Below are 24120 nucleotides of genomic sequence, written 5' to 3'. Positions count from 1 at the left end.
GGCGCGGACCGGGGAGGCCGGAGCCGACGGCCGGGGCGCCCACCGCCGCTCGGGCAACGGATCCGGCTGCTCCCCGCGCAGCCCGGCGCGGAGCAGTTCGGCGAGGTGGATCGCCTGCCGCCCGAACACCTCGCCCTGTTCGATCTGGGTACGGCAACTGAAACCGTCGGCCAGGATCACGTCGGACGGGTCGGCGGCGCGCAGTGCGGGCAGCAGCACCCGTTCGGCGCATGCCTCGGAGACCTCGTAGTGGCCCTGCTCGAAACCGAAGTTGCCGGCCAGTCCGCAGCACCCGGAGTCGAGGAAATCGGCGTTCACCCCCGCCTCGCGCAGCACCGACCGGTCGGCGGCGGTGCCGAGGATGGCGTGTTGGTGACAGTGCGTCTGGACGAGGGCCTTGCCGGAAACCTGCGGCGCCCGCCAGCCGGGACTGTGCTCGTGCAGCAACTCGGCCAGTGTGACGGTCTGCTGCCGCAGCTTGCGGACGTCCTCGTCGTCGGGGAAGAGTTCGGCCGCGTCGGCCCGGAACACCGCCGTACAGCTCGGTTCGAGGCCGACCACGAGGGTTCCGGCGCGCAGCCACGGACGCAGCGTCTCGACGGTCCGCCGCAGCGCCCTTTTCGCGATGTGCAGTTGCCCGGTCGAGATCCAGGTGAGTCCGCAGCAGACCGGGCGCCCCGGCATCCGGACCCGCCAGCCGGCGGCCTCCAGCACCTCGACCGCGGCCTGGCCGACCGCCGGCTGGAAGTGGTTGGTGAAGGTGTCCGGCCAGAGCAGCAGTTCGCCCCGCGCACCCGTCCCGCCCGGTTTCCGGCCGGCGAACCAGCGCGCGAACGTCTGTTCGGCGAAGATCGGCAGGTCACGTCGCTGGTCGACGCCCCCGACGGCCTTGCTCAGCCAGGCCAGCCCGGGAGTGTGGCCCACCGTGTTGACCAGCCGGGGCGCCCGCGACGCCAGCGCCGCCACCAACGGCAGCCATCCCATCGAATAGTGCGCACGCGGACGCAGCCGGCCGGCGTAGTGGTGCGAGAGGAACTCCGCCTTGTAGGTGGCCATGTCGACGTTGACCGGGCAGTCCGACTTGCAACCCTTGCAGGCCAGGCAGAGGTCGAGGGCGTCGCGGACGGCGTCCGAGCGCCAGCCGTCCGCGATGGTCCCGCCCCGGCCGGCGCCGTCGAGCATCTCGAAGAGCAGCCGGGCCCGGCCCCGGGTGGAGTGCTTCTCCTCCCGGGTCACCATGTACGACGGGCACATGACCCCGTCGTGCTGGCGCCGACACTTGCCGACCCCGACGCAGCGCAGCACGGCCTGCCCGAAACTGCCCCCGTCGTCGGGGTACCGGAACACGGTGTCGACCACGCCGTGGTTGTAGTCGACACCGAGCCGTAGCTGACCGTCCAGCGGGTGCGGCGCGACCACCTTGCCGGGGTTCATCCGGTTCTCCGGATCGAAGATCGCCTTGACCTGGCCGAACGCCCGGACCAGCCGGTCGCCGAACATCTTCGGCAGCAGTTCGCCCCGGGCCTGTCCGTCGCCGTGCTCACCGGAGAGGGAACCACCGTGCGCGAGGGCCAGGTCGGCGGCGCGTTCGACGAAGGACCGGAACCGGGCTATCCCGTCGGCGGTACGCAGCTCGAACGGAACGCTGCTGTGCACGCAGCCCTGGCCGAAGTGCCCGTAGACGGAGGCTCGCTCGAAGCCGTACTCCTGATAGAGCCGGCTCAGGCCGCGTAGGTAGTCGCCGAGCCGGTCCGGCGCCACCGCCGAGTCCTCCCAGCCGGGCCAGGTGTCGGGCATGACGGTCGGGTGGGCGGTGGCGCCGAGGCCGGACTCGCGGACCGCCCACAACTGCACCTCGTCCGCTTCCTCCTCGAAGCGGACCACGCTGGGGCCGCCGGCCCGGTCGATGGCGTTCCCGAACCGGTCCGCCGCGGCGGCCGCCTCCTGCGGGGTGTCCCCGCCGAACTGCACCATCAGCCAGGCGCCGGCCGGGGGCAGCTCGCGCAGCGACGCCGGATGCAGGTTCTGCTGCCGCTCGAAGTTGATCAGCTTGTCGTCGATTCCCTCCAGCGCGATCGGCTGGTGGGGCAGGATGCGTGGCACGTCGTCGGCGGCGGTGGCGATGTCGGGGTAGCCGAGGATGACCAGCGACCGGGCCCGCACCACGGGCAGCAGGCGCAGCCGGGCCCGCAGGATCGTCACCAGGGTCCCCTCGGAGCCGACCAGCGCCTGGGCGACGTGGAAGTTCTTCTCCGGCAGCAGGCTGTCCAGGTTGTAGCCGGAGACCCGGCGCGGGATGTCCGGGTAGCCGCGCCGGATCTCGTCGAGATACTCGTCGCGCAGGGCCCGCAACTGTCGATGGATCTCCGCTGGTCGACCGCCCTGGCGCTGGATCTCGGTGTACCGGTCGTCGCCGGTTTCGCCGACCCACATCCGGGTGCCGTCGTAGAGCAGTACCTCCAGCTCGATGACGTTGTCGACCGCCTTGCCGGTGCGCTGGGCACTGGCCCCGCAGGAGTTGTTGCCGATCATGCCGCCGACCGTGCAGTGATCGTGGGTGGCCGGCTCCGGGCCGAACTCCAGCCCGACCGGAGCCAGCAGTTCGTTGAGCGTGTCCCGGACGATCCCGGGTTCCACCACGCAGGTGTGCCGGTCCCGGTCGACCTCCACCAGCCGGTTGCAGTACTTCGACCAGTCCAGCACCACGGCCGCGTTGGTGCACTCGCCGGCGAGGCTGGTGCCGCCGCCCCGGGACAGCACGGATGCCCCGTACCGCCGGCACACCGCGACGGCCGCGACCGCCGCGTCGACGGTGCGCGGCAGTACGACGCCCAGTGGCACCTGACGGTAGTTGGAGGCGTCGGTCGAGTACGCCGCCCGGGAGCCGGCGTCGAAGCGCACCTCGCCGTCGACGGCGGCCCGTAGATCGGCTTCGAGGCGCGACAGGTCGACGTCGTCCGCGCCGACGCCGGCCCGGGCGTCGGTCCGGACGTCGGTTCGGGCGTCGGTCCGGGCGATCGGATCGGGCAGGGAGACGGCGCTCATCCGCTCGCTCATGACCGGAGTTGGTTGATCTTGTCACGGGCCACCGTGGCGAGGGTCGCGATCCGGTGCGGCTGGCCGCGCAGGAACGCCTCGGTGAACTCCTTCGCCTGCTCGTACCGCACCTTGCCGGGCATCGGCGGCTCGTTCGGGTTGACGCTGCAGTCGACCAGGGCCGGTCCGGGATGCGCCAGGGCCTCCCGGACCGCGTCCGACAGCCGCCCCGGATCGGTGACCTTGACGCCGTAGCCACCACAGCTCCGCGCCCAGCCGGAGAAGTCGGCCTCCGGCTCCCGGTGCCGGACCGCGTACTCGGGATAGCCGAGGAGGATCTGCTCCCAGAGAATCTGCCCGTACGAGTTGTTGTTGTTGACCATCACCTTCACCGGAAGGTCGTGCCGGGCCGCGGTGAGGAACTCGGCCATCAGCATCGCGAAGCCACCGTCCCCGACGAAGGCGATCACCTGCCGGCCGGGAAAGGCATGCTGCATCGCGATCGCGTACGGCAGGCCCGGGGCCATCGTGGCCAGGTTTCCGGACAGGTAGTACTCCCGACCGCCCCTGATCGTCCAGTGCCGGGCCGACCAGGTGGCGATGGTGCCCGAGTCGCAGGTCAGGATCGCGTCGTCGGCGGCCAGTTCGTCGATGCACCCCATGAAGTACGACGGCGCGATCGGCCGCCGCGACGGATCCCGTAACGCCTTCATGCTGGCCCGCCACTCCGTACCGCCGCGCTGGTACTTCTCCAGGAACGACCGGTCGGCGGTCGGGTTCAGCAGCGGAAGCAACTGCCGTAGCGCCGTCCCGGCGTCGGCGGCCAGCGCGACCTCCACCGGCAGCCGCAGGCCGATCCGGCTGGCGTCCCGGTCGATCTGCACCACCCGGGCCTTTCCGGGTGCCGGCAGGTAGCTGCTGTACGGAAAGGAGGTGCCGACCATCAGCAGGGTGTCGCACTCCTCCATCAGTTCCTCGCTCGGCTTCGTACCGAGCAACCCGAGGCCGCCGGTGGTCAGGGGATGCTCGTCCGGCACCACCTGCTTGCCGGAGAGGGTCTTCACGATCGGGGCGGCGAGGCAGTCGGCGACGGCCAGCACCTCCTCCCGGGCGTCCCGGGCGCCGATGCCGACCAGCATCGCGATCTTGCCGCCCGCGCTGAGCACCCGGGCGGCCCGGTCCAGTTCGTCGTGCGCCGCCGGCACCGGCGGCCGGGAGAGCACCGGGCTGCTCAGCGGCGGCTTTCCCGGACTGACGTGCCGGTACGGATCGGCGGACGCCTCGGCCACCTGGATGTCGTTCGGGAAGCTCAGGTGCACCACGGTCCGCTTCGCCAGGGCGGTACGGATGGCGACGTCGACCACGCCCGGCAACTGCTGCGGGTTCGTCACCATCAGGTTGTACTCGGCGACGTCCTCGTAGAGCGCAGGTGTGTGCACCTCCTGCTGGTAGAGCGAGCCGAGCACCGACGTCTCCTGCATGCCGGTGAGCGCGAGTACCGGCGCGTGGTCGAGCTTCGCGTCGTACAGCCCGTTGAGCAGGTGGATCGCGCCCGGACCGGAGGTGGCGGCGCAGACGCCGAGCCGGCCGGTCGCCTTGGCGTACCCGGTCGCCATGAACGCGGCGGCCTCCTCGTGGTGGACGAGGACGAACCGCAGCCGCTCGCGCTGCCGGCGGAAGCCCTCCATCAGCCCGTTGATGCCGTCGCCGGGCAGTCCGAAAACCGTGTCGACACCCCAGTCGACCAGGCGCTTGGCCAGCGCTTCTCCGACGATCTCACGCATTGCGGTCCCCCCGTGCTGTGCTGTCGTGGGCCTGGCCGGCCGCCCGCGTTCTCAGCGCCGCCGATGCGTCCGGCGGCCGAGCAGGTAGCCGACGACGACACCGAGCGCGATCAGGACCGGCACGGTGGAATGGTTCCGGAGCTGTCGTAACCCCTGCCTGGGGTCCACGACGGTGCCGGCGGCGGTACCGATCGCCCCGGTCGCCAGGTCACCGACCCGTCCGTCGGACATGCCCCGTTCCCTTCGACGTGGACCTCCGGACCGGAGGTCGCGGTCATCCGCGTCCTGCCCCGGCCGGTCCCCCGCCGTGCCGCCCCGCGGGCCTCCGTCGTCTGCTCGGCGGGCCTCCGCGGGACCGGCGACACGAGGAGCGAGCGACAACCGGGACCTAACCGACCATAACTAATTGTTTCCGAAGAACGAGACAGACGGTAAATTCCGCCCCACCGGCCCTCCGGCCACCCATCCCGACCAGCACCGTCGGTGGGTGGAGCTTCTGCCCCGGCCGTCGGGAGCCGTCGATGGTACGGGCGGTCCGTGCGTACGTCCGGATGCAGTAATTTCACCTATATCTATCGCCCGGCCGCACTGGGTACGTTCGCCCTGCCACCCGTTGGAAGGAGCAGCCGTGACGGCGACCGTGTCCCACCTCGACGACCGTGCCGCGGCCGCGCCGGCCCCCGAGCGGTACACCATCGACAGCCTCGCCCGAGTGGTCGGAATGTCACCTCGCAACATCCGGGCGCACCAGGCCCGGGGCCTGCTCGCGCCGCCGACCCGGCACGGCCGTACCGCCTACTACGCGGCGGGACACGTACGCCGGCTGGAGAGCATCAAGCTGCTGCAACGGCAGGGCTTCAACCTGGTGGCGATCGAGGCGATGCTCGGGGTACGGCGTTCGGCGACACCACCGACCGAGCCGCTCACCGCCGCGCTCTCCCGGCTGGCCACCGAGCGTCCCGCCACCGTCCGCACCCTGACCCGGCACGGCGTGCTGGCGCACGGTCCGGACGGGGTCGTCACCGTGACCCGGGCCCGGGCGGTCCAGCCGGCACTCGATCTCCAGCGCGCCGGTGTGCCGGTGCCTGCCGGGCTGACCCTGTTGAGCGAGGTCCTGGACGAGCTGCGCCTCGTCGCCGAGGAGCTGGTCCGCGACGCCGGCAGCCGGATGCTGGCGATGCGTCGGCCCGGATCCGTCGCCACCGCCCGAGGGCAACTGGACCACGAGGCCACCGCGCTGACCCAGAGCCTGACCCACCTGCTGAGCGAGGCGTTCCGGGTGGTGGCGGAGAACTCCGGCGAGGCCGCGATGTCCGACTTCGTGGCCGGGCCGCCGCCCGTCGACCGGGGCGTCGAGGAGCGGGACGGGTCAGGGGCCGCCGGCCGGACCCGTACGGACGCGATCAGCCCGGCCAGCCCGGACCTCGGGCCAGCAGGCTGACCAGGGCAACGCGGGAGACGACGCCGAGCTTGCGGTAGATCCGCATCAGATGTGCGTCCACCGTGCGGGGGCTGACCTGCAACTGCCGGGCGATGATCCGAGAGGTGGCGCCGGTGGCCGTCAGCTCGGCGACCTCGCGTTCCCGCGACGTCAACAGCGCCAGCGGGTCCGGGATGTCCGGCACCGCCCCCGGTCTGGTCTCCAGGGTGATGCGCCGGAACACCGCGTCGCCGACCGCGCACCGGGCCGGCCGAGGCAGCGGCGTACCCGGCCGCCCGGCGAGCATCAGCAGCAACGGACCCCGGACCGGATATCGCGCCAGGTGGTCGATCAGTTCCGTCGAGGCGGGATCCGCCCAGTGCAGGTCGTCGAGGACCAGCACCATCCCTGTCCCCACCCGGTCGGCGACCGCCCGACGCCAGCCACGGTAGAGCTGGAACCGCGCGACGCTGAGCAGCCCGCCGCAGCCCTGCCTGGCCACCTCGGCCCACAACTGGTTTCCCGGCCCCAGGTGCTCCGCCGCCTCGTCGCCGAGGGCGTGCAGGAACACATGGAACGGTATCCGGCGCTCCGCCTCCGCCGCCGCTCCGGCGAAGATCCCGGTACCGGGCCGGTCGATCCGGCGCAGCCCCTCGGCGATCAGCCGAGTCTTGCCGGTACCCGCCGCACCGACGACCTCGACGACCACCTGCCGTCCGCCGTCGAGCGCGGCGACCGCTGCCCGGATGCCGGCCAGTTCCGCCTCCCGGCCGACAAAGGGCGCCGCCCGCTGATGGTCGGTTGTCAGAGTCACGGTTCAGCCCGCCCGCACCGTCGCCCGGCCGAGCCGGTCCAGGCAGATCCCGATCTGTCTACGCGCCGCCGGATCAGCGGTGGCGGCATGGACCTCGGTGAAGTCGGCGAGCGCCTCCTCGCACCGGTCCGCCTCGACGAGTGCCATGCCTCGGCGCAAGCGGGTCGCGGGGGTGTCGGCAAGAGCCAGCGCGCGGTCGAAGTCGGCGACCGCGGCGGTCAGGTCGCCACGTTCGTAACCGGCGACACCCCGGGCGGCCCAACCGTCGGGGAACAGTGGGTGCGCGCCGACCAACTCGGTCAGCGCCGCCTCGCCGGCCCCCGGATCCTCGGCCATCAGAAGCTGGGCCCGTACACAGAGCAGACGTGGGCTGTCCGGCTCCAGGGCCAGCCCGTGATCGACGTCCTGCCAGGCACCGTCGGTGTCGCCGAGGTCGTAGCGGAGCACCGCCCGGTTGACGTAGGCGTCCAGCTGGGACTCATCGAGTTCCAGCACGTAGCCGAAGTCGGCCTCCGCACCGGCGACGTCACCGACCACGAGCCGCGCCTCACCCCGGTGGTGGTACGTCTGCGGAACCGGCGCGGACAGGTCCATCGCCCGCCCATAGCTGACGATCGCCTCGGCCGGGTGGCCCAGTCGACGTAACAGGTCGCCCCGGTCGACGTGGTACTCCGGACGGTCCGGGTCGGCGGCGATCACCGCCTCGACGTCGGACAGCGCGTCGTCGTACCGGCCGAGCGCCAGCAGCACCTGCGCGCGGTGGTGCCGGAGCATCGACCGGAGCCAGACATGTCCAGCCGCGCCGAGTTCCCGGTCAAGCAGGTCGAGCCGGTCGAGTCCGGCGCCGACCAGCAGCAGCGCCTCGTCGAGCCGCCCCTCGTGTACGGCGACCGAGGCCAGTCCGTTCTGATGGAACACGGTCTCGACGGCCCGGGTCACCGGGTCGGGCAGGCACCGGGCGAGCGCGACGGCCTGGTTGGCCCAGCCCCGGGCGGCGTGGTGGCCGCGACCTCCCTCCGACAGGTACCGGATGTGCAGCACCGCGATGCCGTACGCCGCCCCGAGGTGCACCACCGGACTGCTCGAGTACGCCCTGGCCTCCTGGTAGAGCCCCAGCGCCTCCTCGGGCAGGCCGAGTTCGGCCAGTGAAATCGTCATCCGGTCGACGAACGCCCACGAACGCTCCGGCTGCCCGGCCCAGTCGACGACCGCCCGGCCGCGCCGTCCACAGTCGACGGCCGCGTGGTGGAATCCCCGGTCGACGCAGTGGTCAAGGGCGTTCAGCAGGGCTTCGGCGCCGGCGCCGGCCGGGTCACCGCCGTGCTCGGCGTGGTAGGCGAGCGCCCCCAGCCCCAGCCCCGGTGACCAGTCGCCGGGTCCGGACAACCGGGCGGCCCGTTCGTCGTGCAGCCCGGCCCGCCGCTCCGGGGAAAGCCGCTGGTAGGCCTCGCGTACCCGGGGATCGTCGTCGGTGCCGTCGGTCGCGACGAACCGGCGGGCCAGGCACTCGTCGACGGCCGGATCATCCACTGTGGCCGGCTCCGTGCCGGGCAGCGTCGGCGGCTTTGGCAGTGCGGGCAGCTCCGGCAGTTCGGTCGCGGTCACCCGCACCGGCACCGCGTACCGGTGCAGCGCCGCCGGTAGGGACACGTCGAGCGGACCGAGCGGATCACCGATCGGCTCGGTACCGGTGGCCAGATGCAGGCGCAGCAGGCGCCGGTCGGCCCGGCGCAGCAGTACGACACAGAGTTCCTGGTCGGTCGGGTCCGCCTCGTGCAGATTGTCGATCAACAGATCGCGGCGACCGCCACCGAGCCGGTCCAGGTACGCGTGGAGGAACTCGACGAGTCCGTGGGCGAACCGCAGCGTGCCGGGCCGGGGGTGGACACGAATCCGCTCCTCCGGCGGCACCGGTTCGGCCGGGGCGTGCCGGATGGCCGGCACCAGGTCGCCTAGCTCCGGGGCGAGGGTGAGGATCTCCACCTCGTGCCGGGAGACCAGCTCGGGCCAGCTCTTCCGCGCCTCGGGCACCAGTGTCCGCAGCAGATCGCCGGCCGCGGTGTACGGCCCCCGACGACGCCGATGGGCGTCGAGGCTGGCCAGCAGCGGGCCGCTGGCACCGGCGGCGAGTTCCCGGCGGCGGTCGTGCCCGTGCCGCGCGCGGATCCAACGGTGCGGCGTCTGGAGCATGCTCGTCTCCCCTTGTGCGATTCTCTCGGCGGTGACGTGTCGCCGGTGCGGGGGCCCGGGCGCTCTCGCGTTCCGCCGATACTCGTGCCTTCCGCCCGATCCCGGACGTTCGTCCGGTCGCGTCGCGGGCCCGACCCGACCGGACGACTTCGTCCGCCCCTGTGCGGCAGCACGGCGGGCCACGGGACGGATGCGACACGAGATTCACCTCCTTCGCTACGATCGTTGCCTCACTGTGCACTTGGGACGGCCGACTTAGGATCCGGGGAAACACCTAACCCGTACCGGCCGACCACGCTGCGTCATCGACAATCGGTCTGACCGGAGGCTGTCGGCAGGTCCGGTCACCGGGCCCGCCGGGGCCGTCCCGTTGTCGGGCTCACAGCTGGCGGGCCACCGCGGCCCGGGACGGAACGCCGAGCTTGGCGATGATCCGGGTGACGTGGGTTTCCACGGTGCGTGGGCTCAACACCAGTTGACCTGCGATCTGATGGTTGGTCAGCCCCTGCGCGACCAGCTCGGCGACCTCCCGTTCCCGGGCCGACAGGGTGACCGGCCCGTCCGTACGCTGCCGGGGCAGCCGGGCGGCCAGTCGACGTTGCGCCCGGTCCGCCTGTCCGGCCAGCCAGCGCGCGCCGCTGCCGGAGAAGAGCCGCTTGGCCCGGCCCAGTTGCTCGCGGGCGAGGTGCGGGTTCCCGGTCCCGAACTGCGCCTCGGCGAGCAGCATCCGCGCCTCCCCTTCGGCCACCGGCATGCCGGCCCGGGTGAAGTGGCTGATCGCCGGGGCGGCCTGCCCGACGGCCTCGTCCGGACGCTGCCGCGCCAGCGACAGCGCTCCCCGGGCCATCCCGACCGCACCGAGCCGGGCGGGTAGCTCCCCGGCGATGGCCTCGGCCCGGGTGAGCCAGTGCTCCACCTGCGGCGACTCGCCCCCCGAGCCGCCGGTCGGCCCGTGGATGCCGACGGAACGGGCCCGCAGGGCGAGGACGGTGGCCTCGGCCGGCCCGAGACAGCGGTAGGTGTCCGGATCGGCCAGCAGGCGCTGGCAGTCGGCATGGTCCCCGACCGCGTCGCAGGCCTCCGCCAGGTGGGTCTGCACGACGGCCCGGTACAGGGTGGACCGTGGTGCGGCACTGCCCTTGAGCCGGTCCACCGCCGGGCGTACGGCATCCGGGCCGGCGAGCCAGAGCAGGGGCCGGAGCCGGACCGCCGCGGCCAGCGTCGCCGCCTCGGCACTCCCCTGCCACCGGGCGATCTCTTCCGCCTCCTCGGCGTCCCGCAGTGCCTCGTCGACCCGCCCGACCGCGCCGTACAGGACCGAGCGGGCCGAGTAGAGCAGCGGGTGCACATGGATCCGGCCGTACCGGAGTCCCACCTCGATGCCACGTTCGGCGTGACCGAGCCCGTCGTCGGTCCGGTCCAGCATGGCCTCGATCCAGGCGAGCAGGGCGATCGCACCCAGCTCGTCCCGGAGGGTGACGTCCCCCAGTGCGTCGATCATCCGTTTGGCGTACGACACCCGTACCCGGGCGGTCGACAGCGGGCCGCTGGCCACCACGCAGGCGGCGAGTACGGCGCTCGCCGCCGCCTCGATGCCCCAGTGCCCGCCGGATCGGGACCGCTCGATCGTCTTGCCGGCGTGCCGGGCGCCGGCACGCCAGCGACCGGCCAACATCTCGGTCACGGCGAGTTCCAGCCGGAGCATCGCCTGGGTGGCGCCGGTGGCGTCGAGTCGTTCCAGTTCGGTGCTGAGCAGCGCACTGGCGACGTCGAGGCGGCCGGCGAGCCGTTCCAGCACGGCCAGTTGCTCGACCGCCGCGTGCCGGTGCGGACCGGCGACCGCGACCAGGTCGTGCAACACGGTCCGGGCCTCGTCGAACTGGCCGGTGACACCGAGGGCCTTGGCGAACAGCAGCCGCAGCTCGGCCCGGCGGTCGGCGTGGCCGGGTCCGTCGGGCAGGGCGGACAGGGCGGCACGCAGCCATGCGGCGCTGCTCCTCGGGGCCGTACCCATGGTGCTCCTGGCCGCCATCGCGAGCACCTCGACGGCGGCCTCGTCGCCCGGCCCGATGGCCTTGGCCAGATGGTGGGCCCGCAGCGGAAGCGGGGCGGCCCGGCGCTCCAGGTGGGCCGCTGCCCGGCGGTGCGCACCGAGTCGCCATGCCGGGCCCGCCAGCCAGTACGCCACGGCCCGGACCAGCGAATGCCGGAAGTCCAGATGCCCGCCGACCTGGCGCAGCAGGTTCCGTTCGACCAGCGCGTCCAGCGTGGTGGTGGTCCGGAGCGGATCAAGCTGCGCCGCGGCGGCGACGGCGGCCACGTCGAGACCGGGACCGAGCACCGCGATCGACTGGAGGACGAGCCGCTCGATCGGCGCCAGCCCCCGCACCTCGACCGCCATCGCACCGTGCAGGGCCGCACTCAGCGGCTCGTCGGGAAAGTCGCCCCGGCGCAGCGCGCCGAGGACCTGTGTCGAGGTGCCGGCGAGCAGTTCCAGGTACAGCGGGTTGCCACCACTGACCTGGTGCAGCAGCCGGCGTCGGGACGCCGGCTCGGCGGGCAGCAGCTGGTCGATGTCGGCGCCGGAGAGCGGGCCGAGATGCAACCAGGTGGGTACCGGCACCAGGTGGGCGAGCCCTTCGGCCAGCCGCGCGGGGCACTGCTCCGAGCGGAACGCGAGCACCACGGTGACCCGGGCCTGCGGGGGGTGCCGCAGCAGGTATCCGAGAAACTCCACGGAGGCGTCGTCGGCCCACTGCACGTCGTCGAAGACCAGCAGCGTCCCGGTGGGCCGGGCGACCGCGGTGAGCAGGTTGCGCAGCCGCCGGTGCCGCTGGTGTCGCTCGACGGCGCCCGTCGCCGGAACCCCGCCGGCCGGACCCGGATCGCCGCCGTCGGGGTCCGGGAGCGCTAGCGCGTCCAGCAACGCGTGCAGGTCGGACCGATGATCCGGTACGGCGGCCAGGGCGTCGAGCACGACGCCGTACGGCAGGAAGCGCTCGAACTCGGTCGCCCTGCCGAGCAGGACGGTACGACCACGGTCGCCGGCGATCTTCGCGAACTCGGTGGCGAGTCTGCTCTTGCCGATGCCAGGCTCCCCCTCGAGCACCAGGAAACGTGCCCGCGATACGGATTCGTCGAGCAGTTCGACCATCCGGGTCAGGTCCTCCCGGCGCCCGACAAGCTCGCTGATCCCGGTTGTTGTCTGATTCGGGACGGCGGAAGGCTCCGATGTTGACTCGACCCGCACTCCGGCACCTCCATGGACACGCGAAACACCTGTCCCGAGATAACCGCGTTGACCGTTATCCATGCCAGACCGATCAGGCCGGACTATAAGCAGTCATCAGTCCATTGACACCGACACGGCGGGAATCTATGGCGGCGGATCGTCCAATGTTTCCACATTGCGGGACATCCCCGCCGGCGGACCCGTTGGGCTGGGCATGGCGTCAAATCCCGCACCGTGTGGCCCGGAGTCGACTGTGGACCCGAACATCCGGGAAGCACGTGCCGGCCGGTCAACATAGTGACATTCGAGCGTCGTCACCTCCCGAAATGCGAGACGGGTCGGTCCCGCAGGCGGGACCATTTCACCGCGCACCGGAACAGTCGCCACCGGCAGGGGTTCGGGTACCCACTAAAACTGCTCCGGCCGCCGCCGGAGTTGGTGCCGGCCTTCCACTTTCGGTTCCCAGGTCCACGCGTTCCGTCCCGCCGGTGTGACCGAACTGACGATCGCGGACACTGTCCCTCCTCGGCACAATGCCCACCGCCGCCGGCCGTCTGACCCACTCGAAAATTCGGCCACAAAATACGCCGGAAACCTTGTCGTGGTGCGCAAGAACGGGATCGGTCACCGTCCTCGGGAACGAGATCAATTGCCGGGCCAGATGTACCCGCCGCTCCTCCCGGGCCGCCCGGCCCGGTCCCGGATCCCTGGCCGCCGGCCGGCGTCCGGGGCTCACCGCCCCAAACGCCGGCCGTTGTGGACCTCCGAGGTACGCCAGGACTCAGTGCTGCCGGACCCTCGCCATGGCCTGTTGCCCCACCCGCATGCCGACCTTTCGCATCCCCAACGGCATGCCCTTCGACACGACCATCGGAATGCCCCTCGACATGCGCTGGGACATGCCCTTCGACATCATCGTCGGCGCACCCTTGGCCAAGCGCTGGGACATGTCCCTGGACATGCCGGTCAGCCCGCCCATCCGCCGCAGGACTCCCCTGACGACCTGGCCGGGCTTCTGCTGCTCCCCGGCGAGCGCGGTGACGATGATCAGACCTCCGGTGAGCGCCGGGATGGCCCACTGCAACACCCTCAGCTGGCGCTGCCGGGAGGCGAGTTGTCGAGGCGTCTCACGACCGGGTTCGGTCACTCCTGTCACCGGCGTACCGCTGAACCTCTCCAGCCGCATGCCGAGCAGCCGGCTGTAACCCGTCACCGCCAGTGCCGCGACGGTGAGCCCGGTCTTGACGACGCTCATCCGTCCCACCCCCGACTGGGCGAACACCCGAGGGCTCTCGGTGATCAGTTCGCCGGCGGCGCCGGCAACGTGGGCGCCGATCGCCGCCGCGTTGACGGGCGTCCATCGGGACCAGCCGGCCGAGGCCACCCCGATGCGCTGTCTCGAGTCGCTTACCTTCGCCGCCGCGCCGTTGACCCCGATCGCCCCCATCAGGGAGCCTCCGAACCAGGCCGCCAGGCCGAGATCGTGGATCGAGCGCATCACGGTGTGCCGTTCCGACATGTGCCACCCCCGGAGATTGGAGATCCGCCGCGTACCCGCTGGCCAGTGGTCCAATCCTGCCCGGCCCGGACGTACCGCCGCCGGGGCCCGCCGTTCGGGCGATCGCTACCCGGTCGTTTCGGATCGCCCGGACAATGGGTACTGGTGAAAGGATGCTGATCGTGCGGATGAACTCGTCCCCGTACGGGCGAAATCGGCTCCGTGGCGGTTGGAGGGAGACTCGTGGACTCGCCGGTTGACGTCGGACTTCTGATCGCGATCGGGGTGGCCCTCGCCGCCGTGCTGGGGGTCGCGGTCTACTTCCTCGTGAAGCTGCTCAAGATGGGCCGGCTCGTCCGGGCGGACATGATGCCCGTACAGGGGAAGTTCGCCTACTGGGCCGCCATCGTCTATGCGATCTTTCCGGTCGACGTCCTTCCCGACCCCGTCTATCTCGACGACATCGGCGTGATCGTCGGCGCGATCACCTATGTCGGACACCTGGCGAGGAAGCACGGGATCATCGGTGGTCGACCGACGGATTCGGAAGTCGAAGGGCCACCGAGGCGGCCGTCGCTACCTGGGTCGAGACAACGTTCCTGATGTGGGGACGCGGGTGACCCGTACCGCGTCGGCGATGATGTAGCCGGTACCGGACGTCCACCGGCTCACCCCCACCCGGTCACCGTCCCCCGCGGCCAACGGAAAGACCCCGAGCGACACCCACCGGCCGCCGTTGGTGCGCTGGTTGACGCGTACGGTCTGATTGCCCGTGGTGGTGGCCACGATGTACGGCGTCGAGTCGTTGTAGCCGGGGTCGGCCGGGTACCAGACCGAGACCTCGTAGCTGGCGGTGGCCGGAATGTTCACCCTGTACCAGGCGACGTCGCTGGCCGAGACCGGGTCCGCGAACCGGTAGTCGGTGCCGTACCGCTGGCTGGAGTAGCTTGACGTACCCCAGTTCGCGCTCGCGGTGAACCGGCCGGCGGTCGTGTTGTCGACCGTGGCGCTCCAGGCCTGCGCCGTGGAGACGAATCCGATTCCGTTCGGTACCAGCCGTTGCGATCCATCCGACGGCGTGTTGCGCACCGATACCGATGTGTCGCCGGGCATCCGGGCGACCATGGTGCTCGAACCACCGCCATCGAGATTGATCGCGTCGTCGGCACCGATCGACTTCAGGTAGTTGGCAAGCTCGACGTAGGTCATCCCGACGCTGTTGGTGGTCCGGCCGTCGACGACGACCATCCACATCTTCAGGCCGTCCGCGGAGAAGCCGACCGCGGTCCGTGGGTTGCGTGGGTGCGACTCCGTGGTCACCACGCCGTCCCTGAGCAGTACGAGGTTGCCGCCGATCGCGACCTGCGCCGCTCCGTCCCCGCCGCGCGGGGTGTAGTTCACCGTGACGGCGTCGCCGACCGCGACGCCGGCCAGGGCGTCGGCCCCGGCGTTCATGCCCAGCACGGCAACCGTGCCGGCGGCCACCTTGCCACCGGCGGTGGCGCTGACCTTGCTGACCCGACCCGCCGTTATCTCGATCTCGCGGGAGCGGGTGGCTCCGTCGAGCACCTGGCTGCGTGGCTCGTCACCCCAGAGTGAGTTGTAGACGCCGATGCCATTGGCGGCGATGTTCGGCGAGTTGAGGTTGGTTGCCGGCAGTTGGGTGCCGCCCGGCAGCGTGACCTTGGCATCGAGGAAGATCTGGGCCAGGCCGCCCCGGCTGCCCGCGCCGTTGGCGTACAGCGCGGCCACGTTGTTCCAGCCGGAGGCCGGGCCGTTGAGCAGAGTGCCGTTGTCCAGCCCGATGCCGCGTGGCGCGCCGGTGACACCGATGTCGAAGAAGTCTCCGTTGACGGCGGCGACCGCCCCCACCCGGTTGGCCTGGCTGCTCAGGGTCGCGGTGGCACCGACGGTGCCGGGATTGAGGTACTTCGGCGTCAGGGTCGGCTCGGCCAGGTCCGCGGTGAGGATGTTGACCCGGTTGGGACCGGTCGCCGTCGTGTTGCTCAGGGAGAGTCCGGGTGCGAGCGCCGTGGTGGCGAGCACGCCCGCGTCGGGCCCGGCGAGAACCGCGACCGCGGGGGTGGGCGCCGCACCGAGGCCGACGAGGGCGATCGATGCGGACAGCAGGACAGCGAGGGCTGGTCGTCGCATGGCGTCTCCTGGGAGAGCAGTGCCGAGATCGGACATTGACGAATATCGCGAAAGATATTGTCACCCGTCGCTACACTCCTGGCAAGAATCTTCGCCATCGCGACGCGCCGCATCATCAGCTGAGGCGTTAAGAAGGGGCCCTTCATCTACAGAAAACGATAAGCGGGGGCCCTTCCTTACACCCCTTCCTTGCACGCGGGTCTCCTCTGTGGTCGGAGATGCTACGTTCTGTGTCACGCCCGGCACTCGACCCGGAGAGCGCCAGTGACGAGGGTTTACGTCTCGGCAACGTTCGCGGACCTGCAGGAGTTCCGTGCTGCGGTCCAGTTGGCGCTGCGGCGGTTACGGGTCGAGGACGTGGCCCTGGCGTCGTACGCGGCCGAGGACGGGCGGCCGCTGGAACGTTGCCTTGCGGACGTCGCGGCGTGTGACGTCTATGTCGGGATCTTCGCCTGGCGCTACGGCCTCATACCGCCCGGGTACGACCGGTCGACCACCGAACTGGAGTACCGGGCGGCGCTCGCCGGCGGCAAGCCCTGTCTGATCTTCCTCCTGGACGAGAACGCGCCCTGGCCCCGGCGGCTGATGGACCGGGGTCAGGACGCGGAGAAGATCGAGGCGCTCCGGGCCGAACTGGCCGATCGACACATGTGCAGCACGTTCCGGGATCCGGCCGAACTGGCCGCCCTGGTCACGGCGGCGGTGGCCAACTGCCTGACCGACGAGGACCGGCCGGCCGGCGGCGGTCTGCAACTGTTCAGTCAGGAAACGTTGCGGCAGTACTTCGGTCGGCTGCGGCAGCACTACGGGGTGCTGGACCTGGACGCGTTGACGCCGGAGCAGACCGAGGAGTACCTCCAGGTCCAGTTGCTGTCGGTCTTCGTCGAGCCGTGGGTACGCGAGGACCCGCCGCCGGCCGAACTGCCCCGGGAGTGGCGGCAGCGGATGCAGTCCGACGGACGCATCGGCACCGAGGACCTGCCCGAGGAGGTGGACCCGCAGGAGTTGGCGCACCTGCACGAGTCGTACCGGGCGAAGCCGCTGCGCCGGCTGTTCGACGTACTCGGAGAGCCCGACCAGCGGGCTGTCGTGCTGCTCGGCGATCCCGGCTCCGGCAAGTCCACCGCCGCCCGGTACCTGGCGCTGAGTCTCGCCGACGGCCCGACCGACATCCGGCTGGCGGCGCTCGCCGACCATCTGCCGCTGCTGATCGAGGTGCGCGCCTACGCCACCGGAGTCGCCGAGGGCAGATGCGACAACTTTCTCGACTACCTCGACGACCGGGCCCAGACCGACGGGCTCGGCATCGAGCGGGTGCTGCTGGAGCGGCACCTCAGCCTCGGTAGCCGGACACTTGTCATCTTCGACGGGTTGGACGAGGTGTTCGACCGGCGTCGGCGGGAGGACGTGGCCCGACAGATCGCCGGATTCGCGGCCGAATATCCGCAGATCCGAATCATCATCACCTCCCGCATCATCGGCTACTCCCGGCGCGTCCTGACCGAGGTCGGGTTTGCCCACTACACGCTGCAGGACCTGACCGAGGACCAGACGGCGGAGTTCCTGTCCAACTGGTACCGGCTGACGGCCAGAGACCAGCCGGGAGATGTGCGGTTCCTCCAGGCCAGGTCGCTGGCGGCGATGCGGCACTCACCCGCGATCCGGGAACTGGCCGGCAACCCGCTGCTGCTGACGATCATGGCGATCGTCGGTAAGCACCAGCCCCTGCCCCGGGAGCGGTGGCGGCTGTACGACCACGCGGCCACCATCCTGGTGGAGCAGTGGGACACCGATCGGCATCTGCGGGAGCAGTCCCAGGTCGCCGGCTTCCTCGACACCGAGGACAAGAAGGAGTTGCTCCGCCGGCTGGCGTACCGGATGCAGTCGGCCGAGCGGGGCCTGACCGTGAACTACATCGACCGGGAGGAGCTGAGCGAGGTCTTCGAGCAGTACCTCGTCGAGCGGTACCGCCACGACCCCGCCACGGCCCGGTCCATGGCGCTGACGATGATCAACCAGTTCCGGGAGCGGGACTTCATCCTCGGCCGGTACGGCCCGCAGCTGTACGGCTTCGTGCACCGCGCCTTCCTGGAGTTCTTCTGCGCCGACGCGATCCTGACCCGGTTCCAGTACGACCAGGCCCTCTCCTTCGAGCAGGTGAAGGACCTGTTCCGCCGGCACTGGGCCGACCTGTCCTGGCGGGAGGTGCTCCGGCTGCTCGCCGGTGCCCTGCACCAGAACCACACCGCGCAGCTCATCGACCTGCTCACGCGCGAGGTCAACCAGCCCTGGCCGCCGGGCGAGTTCGTTCCACCACCGTGGAACCTGGCCCTCGCCGTGCAGTGCCTCGCCGAGGTCCGCGACCTGCCGGCTGCCGCCGGGCCCGCACAGGCGCTACTTCGGCAACTGGTCCTGCTGCTCGAACACTGCGTCTCGATCGACGACCGGGAGACCGCCGGGCTGATCGAGAACAGGATCCTGCCCGCCGTGAAGGCGATCGGTCCCGGCTGGCCCGGCCGGCAGATCTACCTCTCCTGGTACCGCCGGCGCGGTGTCCGGATCGTCTGGAGCCCCGTCTCCAGCCACGCGGCCCGGCTCGCCGCGATGCTCTCCACCCCGGCCGAGCGGATCGACGACCTCTTCGACGAGGTACTCGGCGCCATGGACGACGGTCCCGCCGGCTACGCGGCCGTCGCCGGGCTGACCGAGGTCGCCCGACTCACCGCCGACACGGAGGACAACCTCGCGCACCGGGACACGGTCGCCCGCACCCGCACCCGACTCGTCAGGCGGGCCCGCGAGGACGAGCGAGCCGGAGTACGGCTCGCCGCCATCCAGGCCCTCGGCGAACACTTCGGCACCGAACCCGAAGTCCGCAGCGTGCTCGTCGAACGCGGTCATGTCGACGGATACGCCGGGGTTCGTCGCGCCGCCCTGCAGGCCCTCGACGCGGGGTTCCGCGAGAAACCCTCGGGCCACGACCTGCTCCGCATGCTGCTCGTGGAACGCGTTCGCGCCGATGTACATCCCAGCGTCCGCCTGGTCGCGGTCCGGCTGTCGGGCGATCGTTACGGCGGCGATCCCGCACTCCGCGAGACCCTCCTCAGGTGCCTCCGGACCGACCCCGACGCCGAGGTCGTCCGCACCGCCGCGCACGTCCTGGCGGAACGCTTCGCCGCCGGCCACGAGATCCGCACCTCGCTCGTCGAACGCGTCCGTACCGGCACCGACGCCGTTCCCCGACGCGCCGCCGTACGGGTCCTCGGTGAGCTGTTCGCCGGCGACAACATCGTCCGGGCCCTGCTCGTCGACCTGGTCCGTACCGACCGCGACCCGGGGGTCCTCCGCGCCGCCGCCCAGGCCCTGATCGGCCGGTACGGCCGCGACGCCGCCATCGGAGACCTCCTCGTCCAGCGAATCCGGACGGATGTCGACGAGATCGCCCGCCGCATCGCACTACAGGTCATGATCGACAACTTCGGGCTGGACGCCGCACTGCGTGACCTGCTGGCGAGCACCGCCCAGCGGGACCGGGACGCCGAGGTACGACTCGTCGCCGCCCGCGCGCTGAGCAACCAGGCGGGCACCGACCGGTTCTTCAACGAGATGTTGAGCGGCCTGGCCCGCGGCGACGACGACGCCCGGATCCGGCTGGTCGCCGTCGAGGCCCTCGCCCAGCGGGTCGGCGTCGACACCGAGGTGTCCGAGTTGCTCGCCGGACTCGCCCGGAACGACGTCGATGCCGTCGTGCGACTCGCCGCCGTCGACGCGCTCGCCGACACCGCACGCCGTAGCCCGGCGATCCGGAACGCCCTCACCGAACGCGCCCTCGGCGACAACGATGCCGAGATCCGACTCGCCGCCCTTCGCGCCCTCACCCGTGATTCGACGATCGACGACGAGGTCTACCAGGTGCTGCTCGACCTGGCCTATCGTGACCGCGACGCCAGAGTCTTCTACCTGGCCACGACGGCACTGATCGGCCGAACCGGCTCCCGGGTGGAGCTGCGGCGGCTACTCACCGAACGGCTTCGTGGCGACGGCAACGCCCAGGTCCGGCGCACCGCCGTACGCCTGATGATCGAGCTGTTCGGCATCGACGCCGAGGTCCGGGAAGCCCTCCTGGAACGGATCCGACACGACCCCGACGCCGAACTGCTCCGGGAGGCGGCCGCCCACCTCGCCACCCGGTCCGGCACCGACGCCGAGCAGTCCGAGGTCCTGACGATCCGCGCCACCGACAAGGACCCGCAGATCCGCGCCGGGGCGGTACGCGTCCTCGGCGAATTCTTCGGCACCGACCCGAGCGTCCGGGAACTCCTTGTCGACCGGGCCGGCAACGACCCCGACGTACGGGTCCGCCGCGCGGTGCTCCGGGTGCTCGGCGAACACCTCCCCGGGCACCCCGAGATCCGCGAACTGTTCATCGAACGGCTCCGCGACCAGGACTGGTCGGTACGCGCCGCCGCCGTCCTGGCCCTGGGCACCCACTTCGGCGACGACGGACAGATCCGCGCCCTGCTCGCCGAACTCGCCCGCAGCGACCCGGATCCAGGGTTCCGGCGCCGCGCCGGCCAGGCCATCACCTGGCTCCCCGGCGCGGATTCCGACCAGTTGCCCAGCATCGGGAGCGGAGCGCCGCTGAACCCGCTCGGACAGGTGACCGACCCCGCCGACGAGTCGCGGCCAGGGACGAAAAGTAGAGGTGACGTCATCTTCACGTACCAGCTCAGCGATGTCTTCAAGCGGAACGGCATTCCGACGCTGACCTTCGTGGAGCCGCCGAACTTCTCGATGTTCCGGATGGCCCTGCGGCAGCCGGGCCTGGGAATCGTGATCGAGGGGCCGTCCGGGATCGGCAAGAGCACGGTCCTACAGCGGGCGGTCCGGCTCGAGCGTGAGCGGGGCCTGAGAATTCCCGTCCTCAGCGCCAGACGGCGGGACGACGTGGAGGCGATCAGGACGCTTCCGAGCACGCGCGGGCGTGGCGTGGTGGCGATCGACGACTTTCACCGGCTTCCGCCCGAGCTGCGGGAATCCCTGACCGACCACCTCAAGCTACTGGCCGACGAGGAGTCGCGCGATGATCGGCTGATCATCGTCGGGATTCCGGGGACCGGCCGCCACCTCGTCGAACTCGCGTCGGACCTGGCCACCCGGATCCAGATCTTCCAGGTACCGACCGCCACCGACGCCCTGATCCTCGAGATGGTGCGCAAGGGCGAGGCGGCCCTCAACGTGTCGTTCGCGCAGGCGGGGGAGATCGTCGAGCTCTCCCGAGGCAGCCTGAGCACCGCCCAGATGCTCTGCTGGTACCTGGCCACCCAGAACGGCATCGAACAGACCCAGTTCGGCTCGGTGTCGGTCGAGCGAGGGCTCGACGAGGCGTTGCAGGAGGTCGAACGGACCCTCGCGGCGAGGTACCAGAAGGTGGTGCGGTCGTTCGCGGCACTCGACGGTGAACGGCAGCAGGCGTGCATCGAACTGTTGCTGATGCTGGCGGCCACCGACGGCGTACTGTCGCTCGACGAGGCGGCCGAGCAGGATCCGCGACTCTCGGCCGCGATCGACCTGCACCTGCTCCGCCGCTTTCCCGGCGGCTTCAACGGACACGAGCAGCTCGACGAACACCTCTTCCTCGACCCCCGGGCCCGCCAGTTGATCATCGAGGACCCGCAGTTCCTGATCTACCTCCGCAGGCAGCGCCAGGACGAACTGGCGAAGGCGGTGGGAAAGCGGATCAGCCCGCGTCGGAGCCAGGTCTTCATCAGTTACAGCCACCGGGACGCCGACTGGCTCGCCCGCCTCGACCAGCATCTCAAGCCACTCGTCCGGCGTGGCCTGGTCGACGTCTGGGCGGACACCAGGATCAGCGCCGGAGAGATGTGGCGCGACGAGTTGGACGCGGCGATGGGTCGGGCCCGGGCCGCCATCCTGCTGGTGACCGCGGACTTCTTCGCCTCGGCCTTCGTGGACGAGGTGGAGTTGCCCACGATGTTGCGGGCGGCCCGGGAGGACGGCTGCCGGATCCTGCCGCTGATCGTCAAGCCGAGCCTCTTCACCAGCCTGCCGGAGGTCGCCGGATTCCAGGCGTTCAATCCGCCGAGCAAACCGCTGAGCGGACTGACGGAGCACGAGCAGGAGCATCTGCTCTACGAACTGGCGGCGTTCGTCCTGCGGCTGTTCGACAACTCGGAGCGCCGACCCAAGGCCGGCTGAGCCGGTCGACGCGGCACGGACGGCGTCCGGACCAGCCCGCGCCCGATGATGGTCCGCCGACCTCGCCGCGTGCCCAAAACTTGGCTCGCTGTGCAACACTCCGAGCCTGCGCCCACGGCGCGCAACCTCGAGGTCGCCCCGGCCGGTCACGGCGGGCACCCCCCACACAAAAGGAACCCCCGAATGCAGCTCGACATGCTTCAGGCCCAGCAGCAGTTCCACATCCGGCAGCGGGTCCGGTTGATGGTCAACCAGTACCAGGTCCACGCGGTCTCCCCGGACGGCTCCGAGGGCGAGATGCTCGCCTTCGCCCAGCAGAAGCGGATGGCCTTCAAGGAGCAGGTGACGCTCTACACCGACGACACCAAGCAGCAGCCGGTGCTCGGATTCAAGGCCCGCCAGGTGATGGACCTCGGCGCGACCTACGACGTGACCGACGCGAACGGCAACCCGATCGGGCTGTTCCGGAAGGACTTCAAGGCGTCCCTGCTCCGCTCCACCTGGCACGTGGAGCAGCCCGGCCTCGGGCAGGCCACCGGACAGGAGCGCAGCCTCCCCGTCGCGCTCCTCCGTCGTTTCGTCGACTCGCTCTCCTGGTTGCCGTACCACTTCGACTTCACCATCGGTGGGCAGCCGGCGTTCTCGGTCGTCAAGAAGTGGGGCCTGCGCGACCGGTACGTCATCGAGATCCACCAGCCGCAACTCGACCGCCGACTGGTCATCGCCATGGCGGTGGGCCTGGACGCCCTGCAGAGCCGCTGAGCCGGACCGGGCGCGTGCCCACGCCGGACACGCGCCCACCAGCGACGACACCCGGACGGCGCCGAGGCGGCGGAATCGGCCGGTACGACACGGTTCGGCGGCGCGGCGGGGACCCGGCTGGCGCGTGACCCCATCGAGGGGGCAGCATGGCGGGCGTGTCCCAGCCTCCACAACTCGCCGCCGTCCAGGGCCGCGCCCGGGCGCTTCGCGACGGCGGCGACGATCCGGCCGCCCGGCGGCTGCTCGCACAGGCGCTCGAAGCGGCCCGGCCGGCGTACGGCAAGGACCATCCCGAGGTGCTGGCCACGGCGAACCTGCTGGCCCAGTGGCACCGGGAGGCCGACGATCCGGCGGCGGCCCGTCGCGTTCTCGAAGAGGCGCTGATCGACGGTCAGCACCGCTTCGGTGACGCGGATCCGCTGATGCTCGCGCTGACCTTCGAGCTGGGTACCGTCGCCGAGGAGTTGGGCAACCGGCACGAGGCCCGGCGCAACTTCGGCCGGGTGGCCACGCTGGGGCCCGGGGTGCTCGGCGACGACAACTGGCAGGTCCGGGCCGCCCGGAACTATCTCGGCGAACCGCCGTCGGACGGCGGCGGCACGGCTGGGCAGCCACCCGGGCCGCCCCCGATACCGGTCTCCGCGCCGCACGCGCCGTTCTCCGCACCACCCGCACCCGTGTCGGCACCGCACGCGGCGACACCGGCGTCGGCGTCACCCGGGCCGCTCCAGCCGCAGGCCGGCGGGCTGTACCCGGCGACGACCGGGGTCGGCGGGGAGTGGGCGCCGGCCCCGACCAGCGGGCCGGGCCATTCGGCGCTCGACGAGCCCACCTCCACGTACCCGTCGATCTCCGCCGGTCATCCGTCCTCGTCCTACCCGGCGGCGCAGGCCGAGCAGGCGGCGTCGACGTATCCGCCGTACTCCTCGCGGTCGGTGCAGCCGGAGCCGTACCCGGTGATCGCCACGAACCCTCCGCCGGCGCCCGCTCCGGCTGCACCGAGCGCGAGGA

The 24120-nt window shown here is 71.2% G+C and carries 13 protein-coding genes; 5 read left to right on the top strand and 8 right to left on the bottom strand.

Features of this window, described 5'->3' with window-relative positions; translation table 11 throughout:
- From I0C86_RS04925 to I0C86_RS04915, 3 genes are all read right to left on the bottom strand, one after another.
- Positions 1 to 3045: FAD-binding and (Fe-S)-binding domain-containing protein (locus I0C86_RS04925; protein ID WP_196199996.1), on the bottom strand; the 3045-nt coding region annotated here is incomplete at its 3' end.
- Positions 3046 to 3053: 8 nt separating this feature from the next.
- Entirely contained in the window at positions 3054 to 4820 is a 1767-nt protein-coding gene (locus I0C86_RS04920; protein WP_196199995.1) for a thiamine pyrophosphate-dependent enzyme, read from the bottom strand.
- 51 nt (positions 4821 to 4871) lie between these two features.
- Positions 4872 to 5051: a hypothetical protein gene (locus I0C86_RS04915; RefSeq protein WP_196199994.1), complete on the bottom strand. Its 180-nt coding sequence runs from the start codon at positions 5049 to 5051 to the stop codon at positions 4872 to 4874.
- A gap of 397 nt (positions 5052 to 5448) precedes the next feature.
- Here I0C86_RS04915 and I0C86_RS04910 point away from each other — a divergent pair, with 397 nt between their 5' ends.
- Entirely contained in the window at positions 5449 to 6261 is an 813-nt protein-coding gene (locus tag I0C86_RS04910; RefSeq protein WP_196199993.1) for a MerR family transcriptional regulator, read from the top strand.
- Here I0C86_RS04910 and I0C86_RS04905 read toward each other — a convergent pair.
- From I0C86_RS04905 to I0C86_RS04890, 4 genes are all read right to left on the bottom strand, one after another.
- Positions 6224 to 7054, bottom strand: coding sequence for an AAA family ATPase (locus tag I0C86_RS04905; RefSeq protein ID WP_196199992.1), 831 nt, complete (start codon positions 7052 to 7054; stop codon positions 6224 to 6226). The two genes, I0C86_RS04910 and I0C86_RS04905, sit on opposite strands and share 38 nt — an antisense overlap.
- A 3-nt stretch (positions 7055 to 7057) precedes the next feature.
- Positions 7058 to 9244: a tetratricopeptide repeat protein gene (locus I0C86_RS04900; protein ID WP_196199991.1), complete on the bottom strand. Its 2187-nt coding sequence runs from the start codon at positions 9242 to 9244 to the stop codon at positions 7058 to 7060.
- A gap of 379 nt (positions 9245 to 9623) precedes the next feature.
- On the bottom strand, positions 9624 to 12557 hold the full coding sequence (locus I0C86_RS04895) for an ATP-binding protein (RefSeq protein ID WP_255527610.1): 2934 nt from the start codon (positions 12555 to 12557) through the stop codon (positions 9624 to 9626).
- A gap of 700 nt (positions 12558 to 13257) precedes the next feature.
- Positions 13258 to 13995 carry a hypothetical protein gene (locus tag I0C86_RS04890; protein WP_230393571.1) on the bottom strand — a complete coding sequence of 246 codons (738 nt, stop codon included), beginning with the start codon at positions 13993 to 13995 and terminating at the stop codon, positions 13258 to 13260.
- A 222-nt stretch (positions 13996 to 14217) separates the two neighbouring features.
- Between I0C86_RS04890 and I0C86_RS04885 the strand changes: the two genes are divergently transcribed.
- The gene (locus I0C86_RS04885) at positions 14218 to 14577 is read left to right on the top strand and encodes a YkvA family protein (protein WP_196199989.1); all 360 of its coding nucleotides are present in this window, start codon (positions 14218 to 14220) and stop codon (positions 14575 to 14577) included.
- Here I0C86_RS04885 and I0C86_RS04880 read toward each other — a convergent pair.
- Positions 14551 to 16128 (bottom strand): golvesin C-terminal-like domain-containing protein, encoded by a 1578-nt coding sequence (locus I0C86_RS04880; RefSeq protein ID WP_196199988.1) that lies wholly within the window; start codon positions 16126 to 16128, stop codon positions 14551 to 14553. The genes I0C86_RS04885 and I0C86_RS04880 overlap by 27 nt on opposite strands.
- 264 nt (positions 16129 to 16392) lie before the next feature.
- Here I0C86_RS04880 and I0C86_RS04875 point away from each other — a divergent pair, with 264 nt between their 5' ends.
- From I0C86_RS04875 to I0C86_RS42915, 3 genes are all read left to right on the top strand, one after another.
- The gene (locus I0C86_RS04875) at positions 16393 to 22347 is read left to right on the top strand and encodes a HEAT repeat domain-containing protein (RefSeq protein WP_196199987.1); all 5955 of its coding nucleotides are present in this window, start codon (positions 16393 to 16395) and stop codon (positions 22345 to 22347) included.
- A gap of 183 nt (positions 22348 to 22530) precedes the next feature.
- Positions 22531 to 23109 (top strand): LURP-one-related/scramblase family protein, encoded by a 579-nt coding sequence (locus I0C86_RS04870; RefSeq protein ID WP_196199986.1) that lies wholly within the window; start codon positions 22531 to 22533, stop codon positions 23107 to 23109.
- Between the two features lie 155 nt (positions 23110 to 23264).
- The coding region (locus I0C86_RS42915) for a tetratricopeptide repeat protein (RefSeq protein WP_323373463.1) at positions 23265 to 24120 on the top strand (856 nt) is incomplete at its 3' end.

The organism is Plantactinospora alkalitolerans (genome assembly GCF_015690345.1).
Taxonomy (GTDB): Bacteria; Actinomycetota; Actinomycetes; order Mycobacteriales; family Micromonosporaceae; genus Plantactinospora; species Plantactinospora alkalitolerans.
Note: the sequence above shows the minus strand (reverse complement) of the source record. Positions and strands in the feature narration are given on the sequence as shown.

Bases quoted from the DNA above. Each gene is read 5' to 3' on its own strand.
- I0C86_RS04920 (WP_196199995.1), bottom strand. From the start codon at position 4,820: ATGCGTGAGATCGTCGGAGAAGCGCTGGCCAAGCGCCTGGTCGACTGG.
- I0C86_RS04890 (WP_230393571.1), bottom strand. From the start codon at position 13,995: ATGTCGGAACGGCACACCGTGATGCGCTCGATCCACGATCTCGGCCTG.
- I0C86_RS04915 (WP_196199994.1), bottom strand. From the start codon at position 5,051: ATGTCCGACGGACGGGTCGGTGACCTGGCGACCGGGGCGATCGGTACC.
- I0C86_RS04870 (WP_196199986.1), top strand. From the start codon at position 22,531: ATGCAGCTCGACATGCTTCAGGCCCAGCAGCAGTTCCACATCCGGCAG.
- I0C86_RS04895 (WP_255527610.1), bottom strand. From the start codon at position 12,557: ATGGATAACGGTCAACGCGGTTATCTCGGGACAGGTGTTTCGCGTGTC.
- I0C86_RS04880 (WP_196199988.1), bottom strand. From the start codon at position 16,128: ATGCGACGACCAGCCCTCGCTGTCCTGCTGTCCGCATCGATCGCCCTC.
- I0C86_RS04900 (WP_196199991.1), bottom strand. From the start codon at position 9,244: ATGCTCCAGACGCCGCACCGTTGGATCCGCGCGCGGCACGGGCACGAC.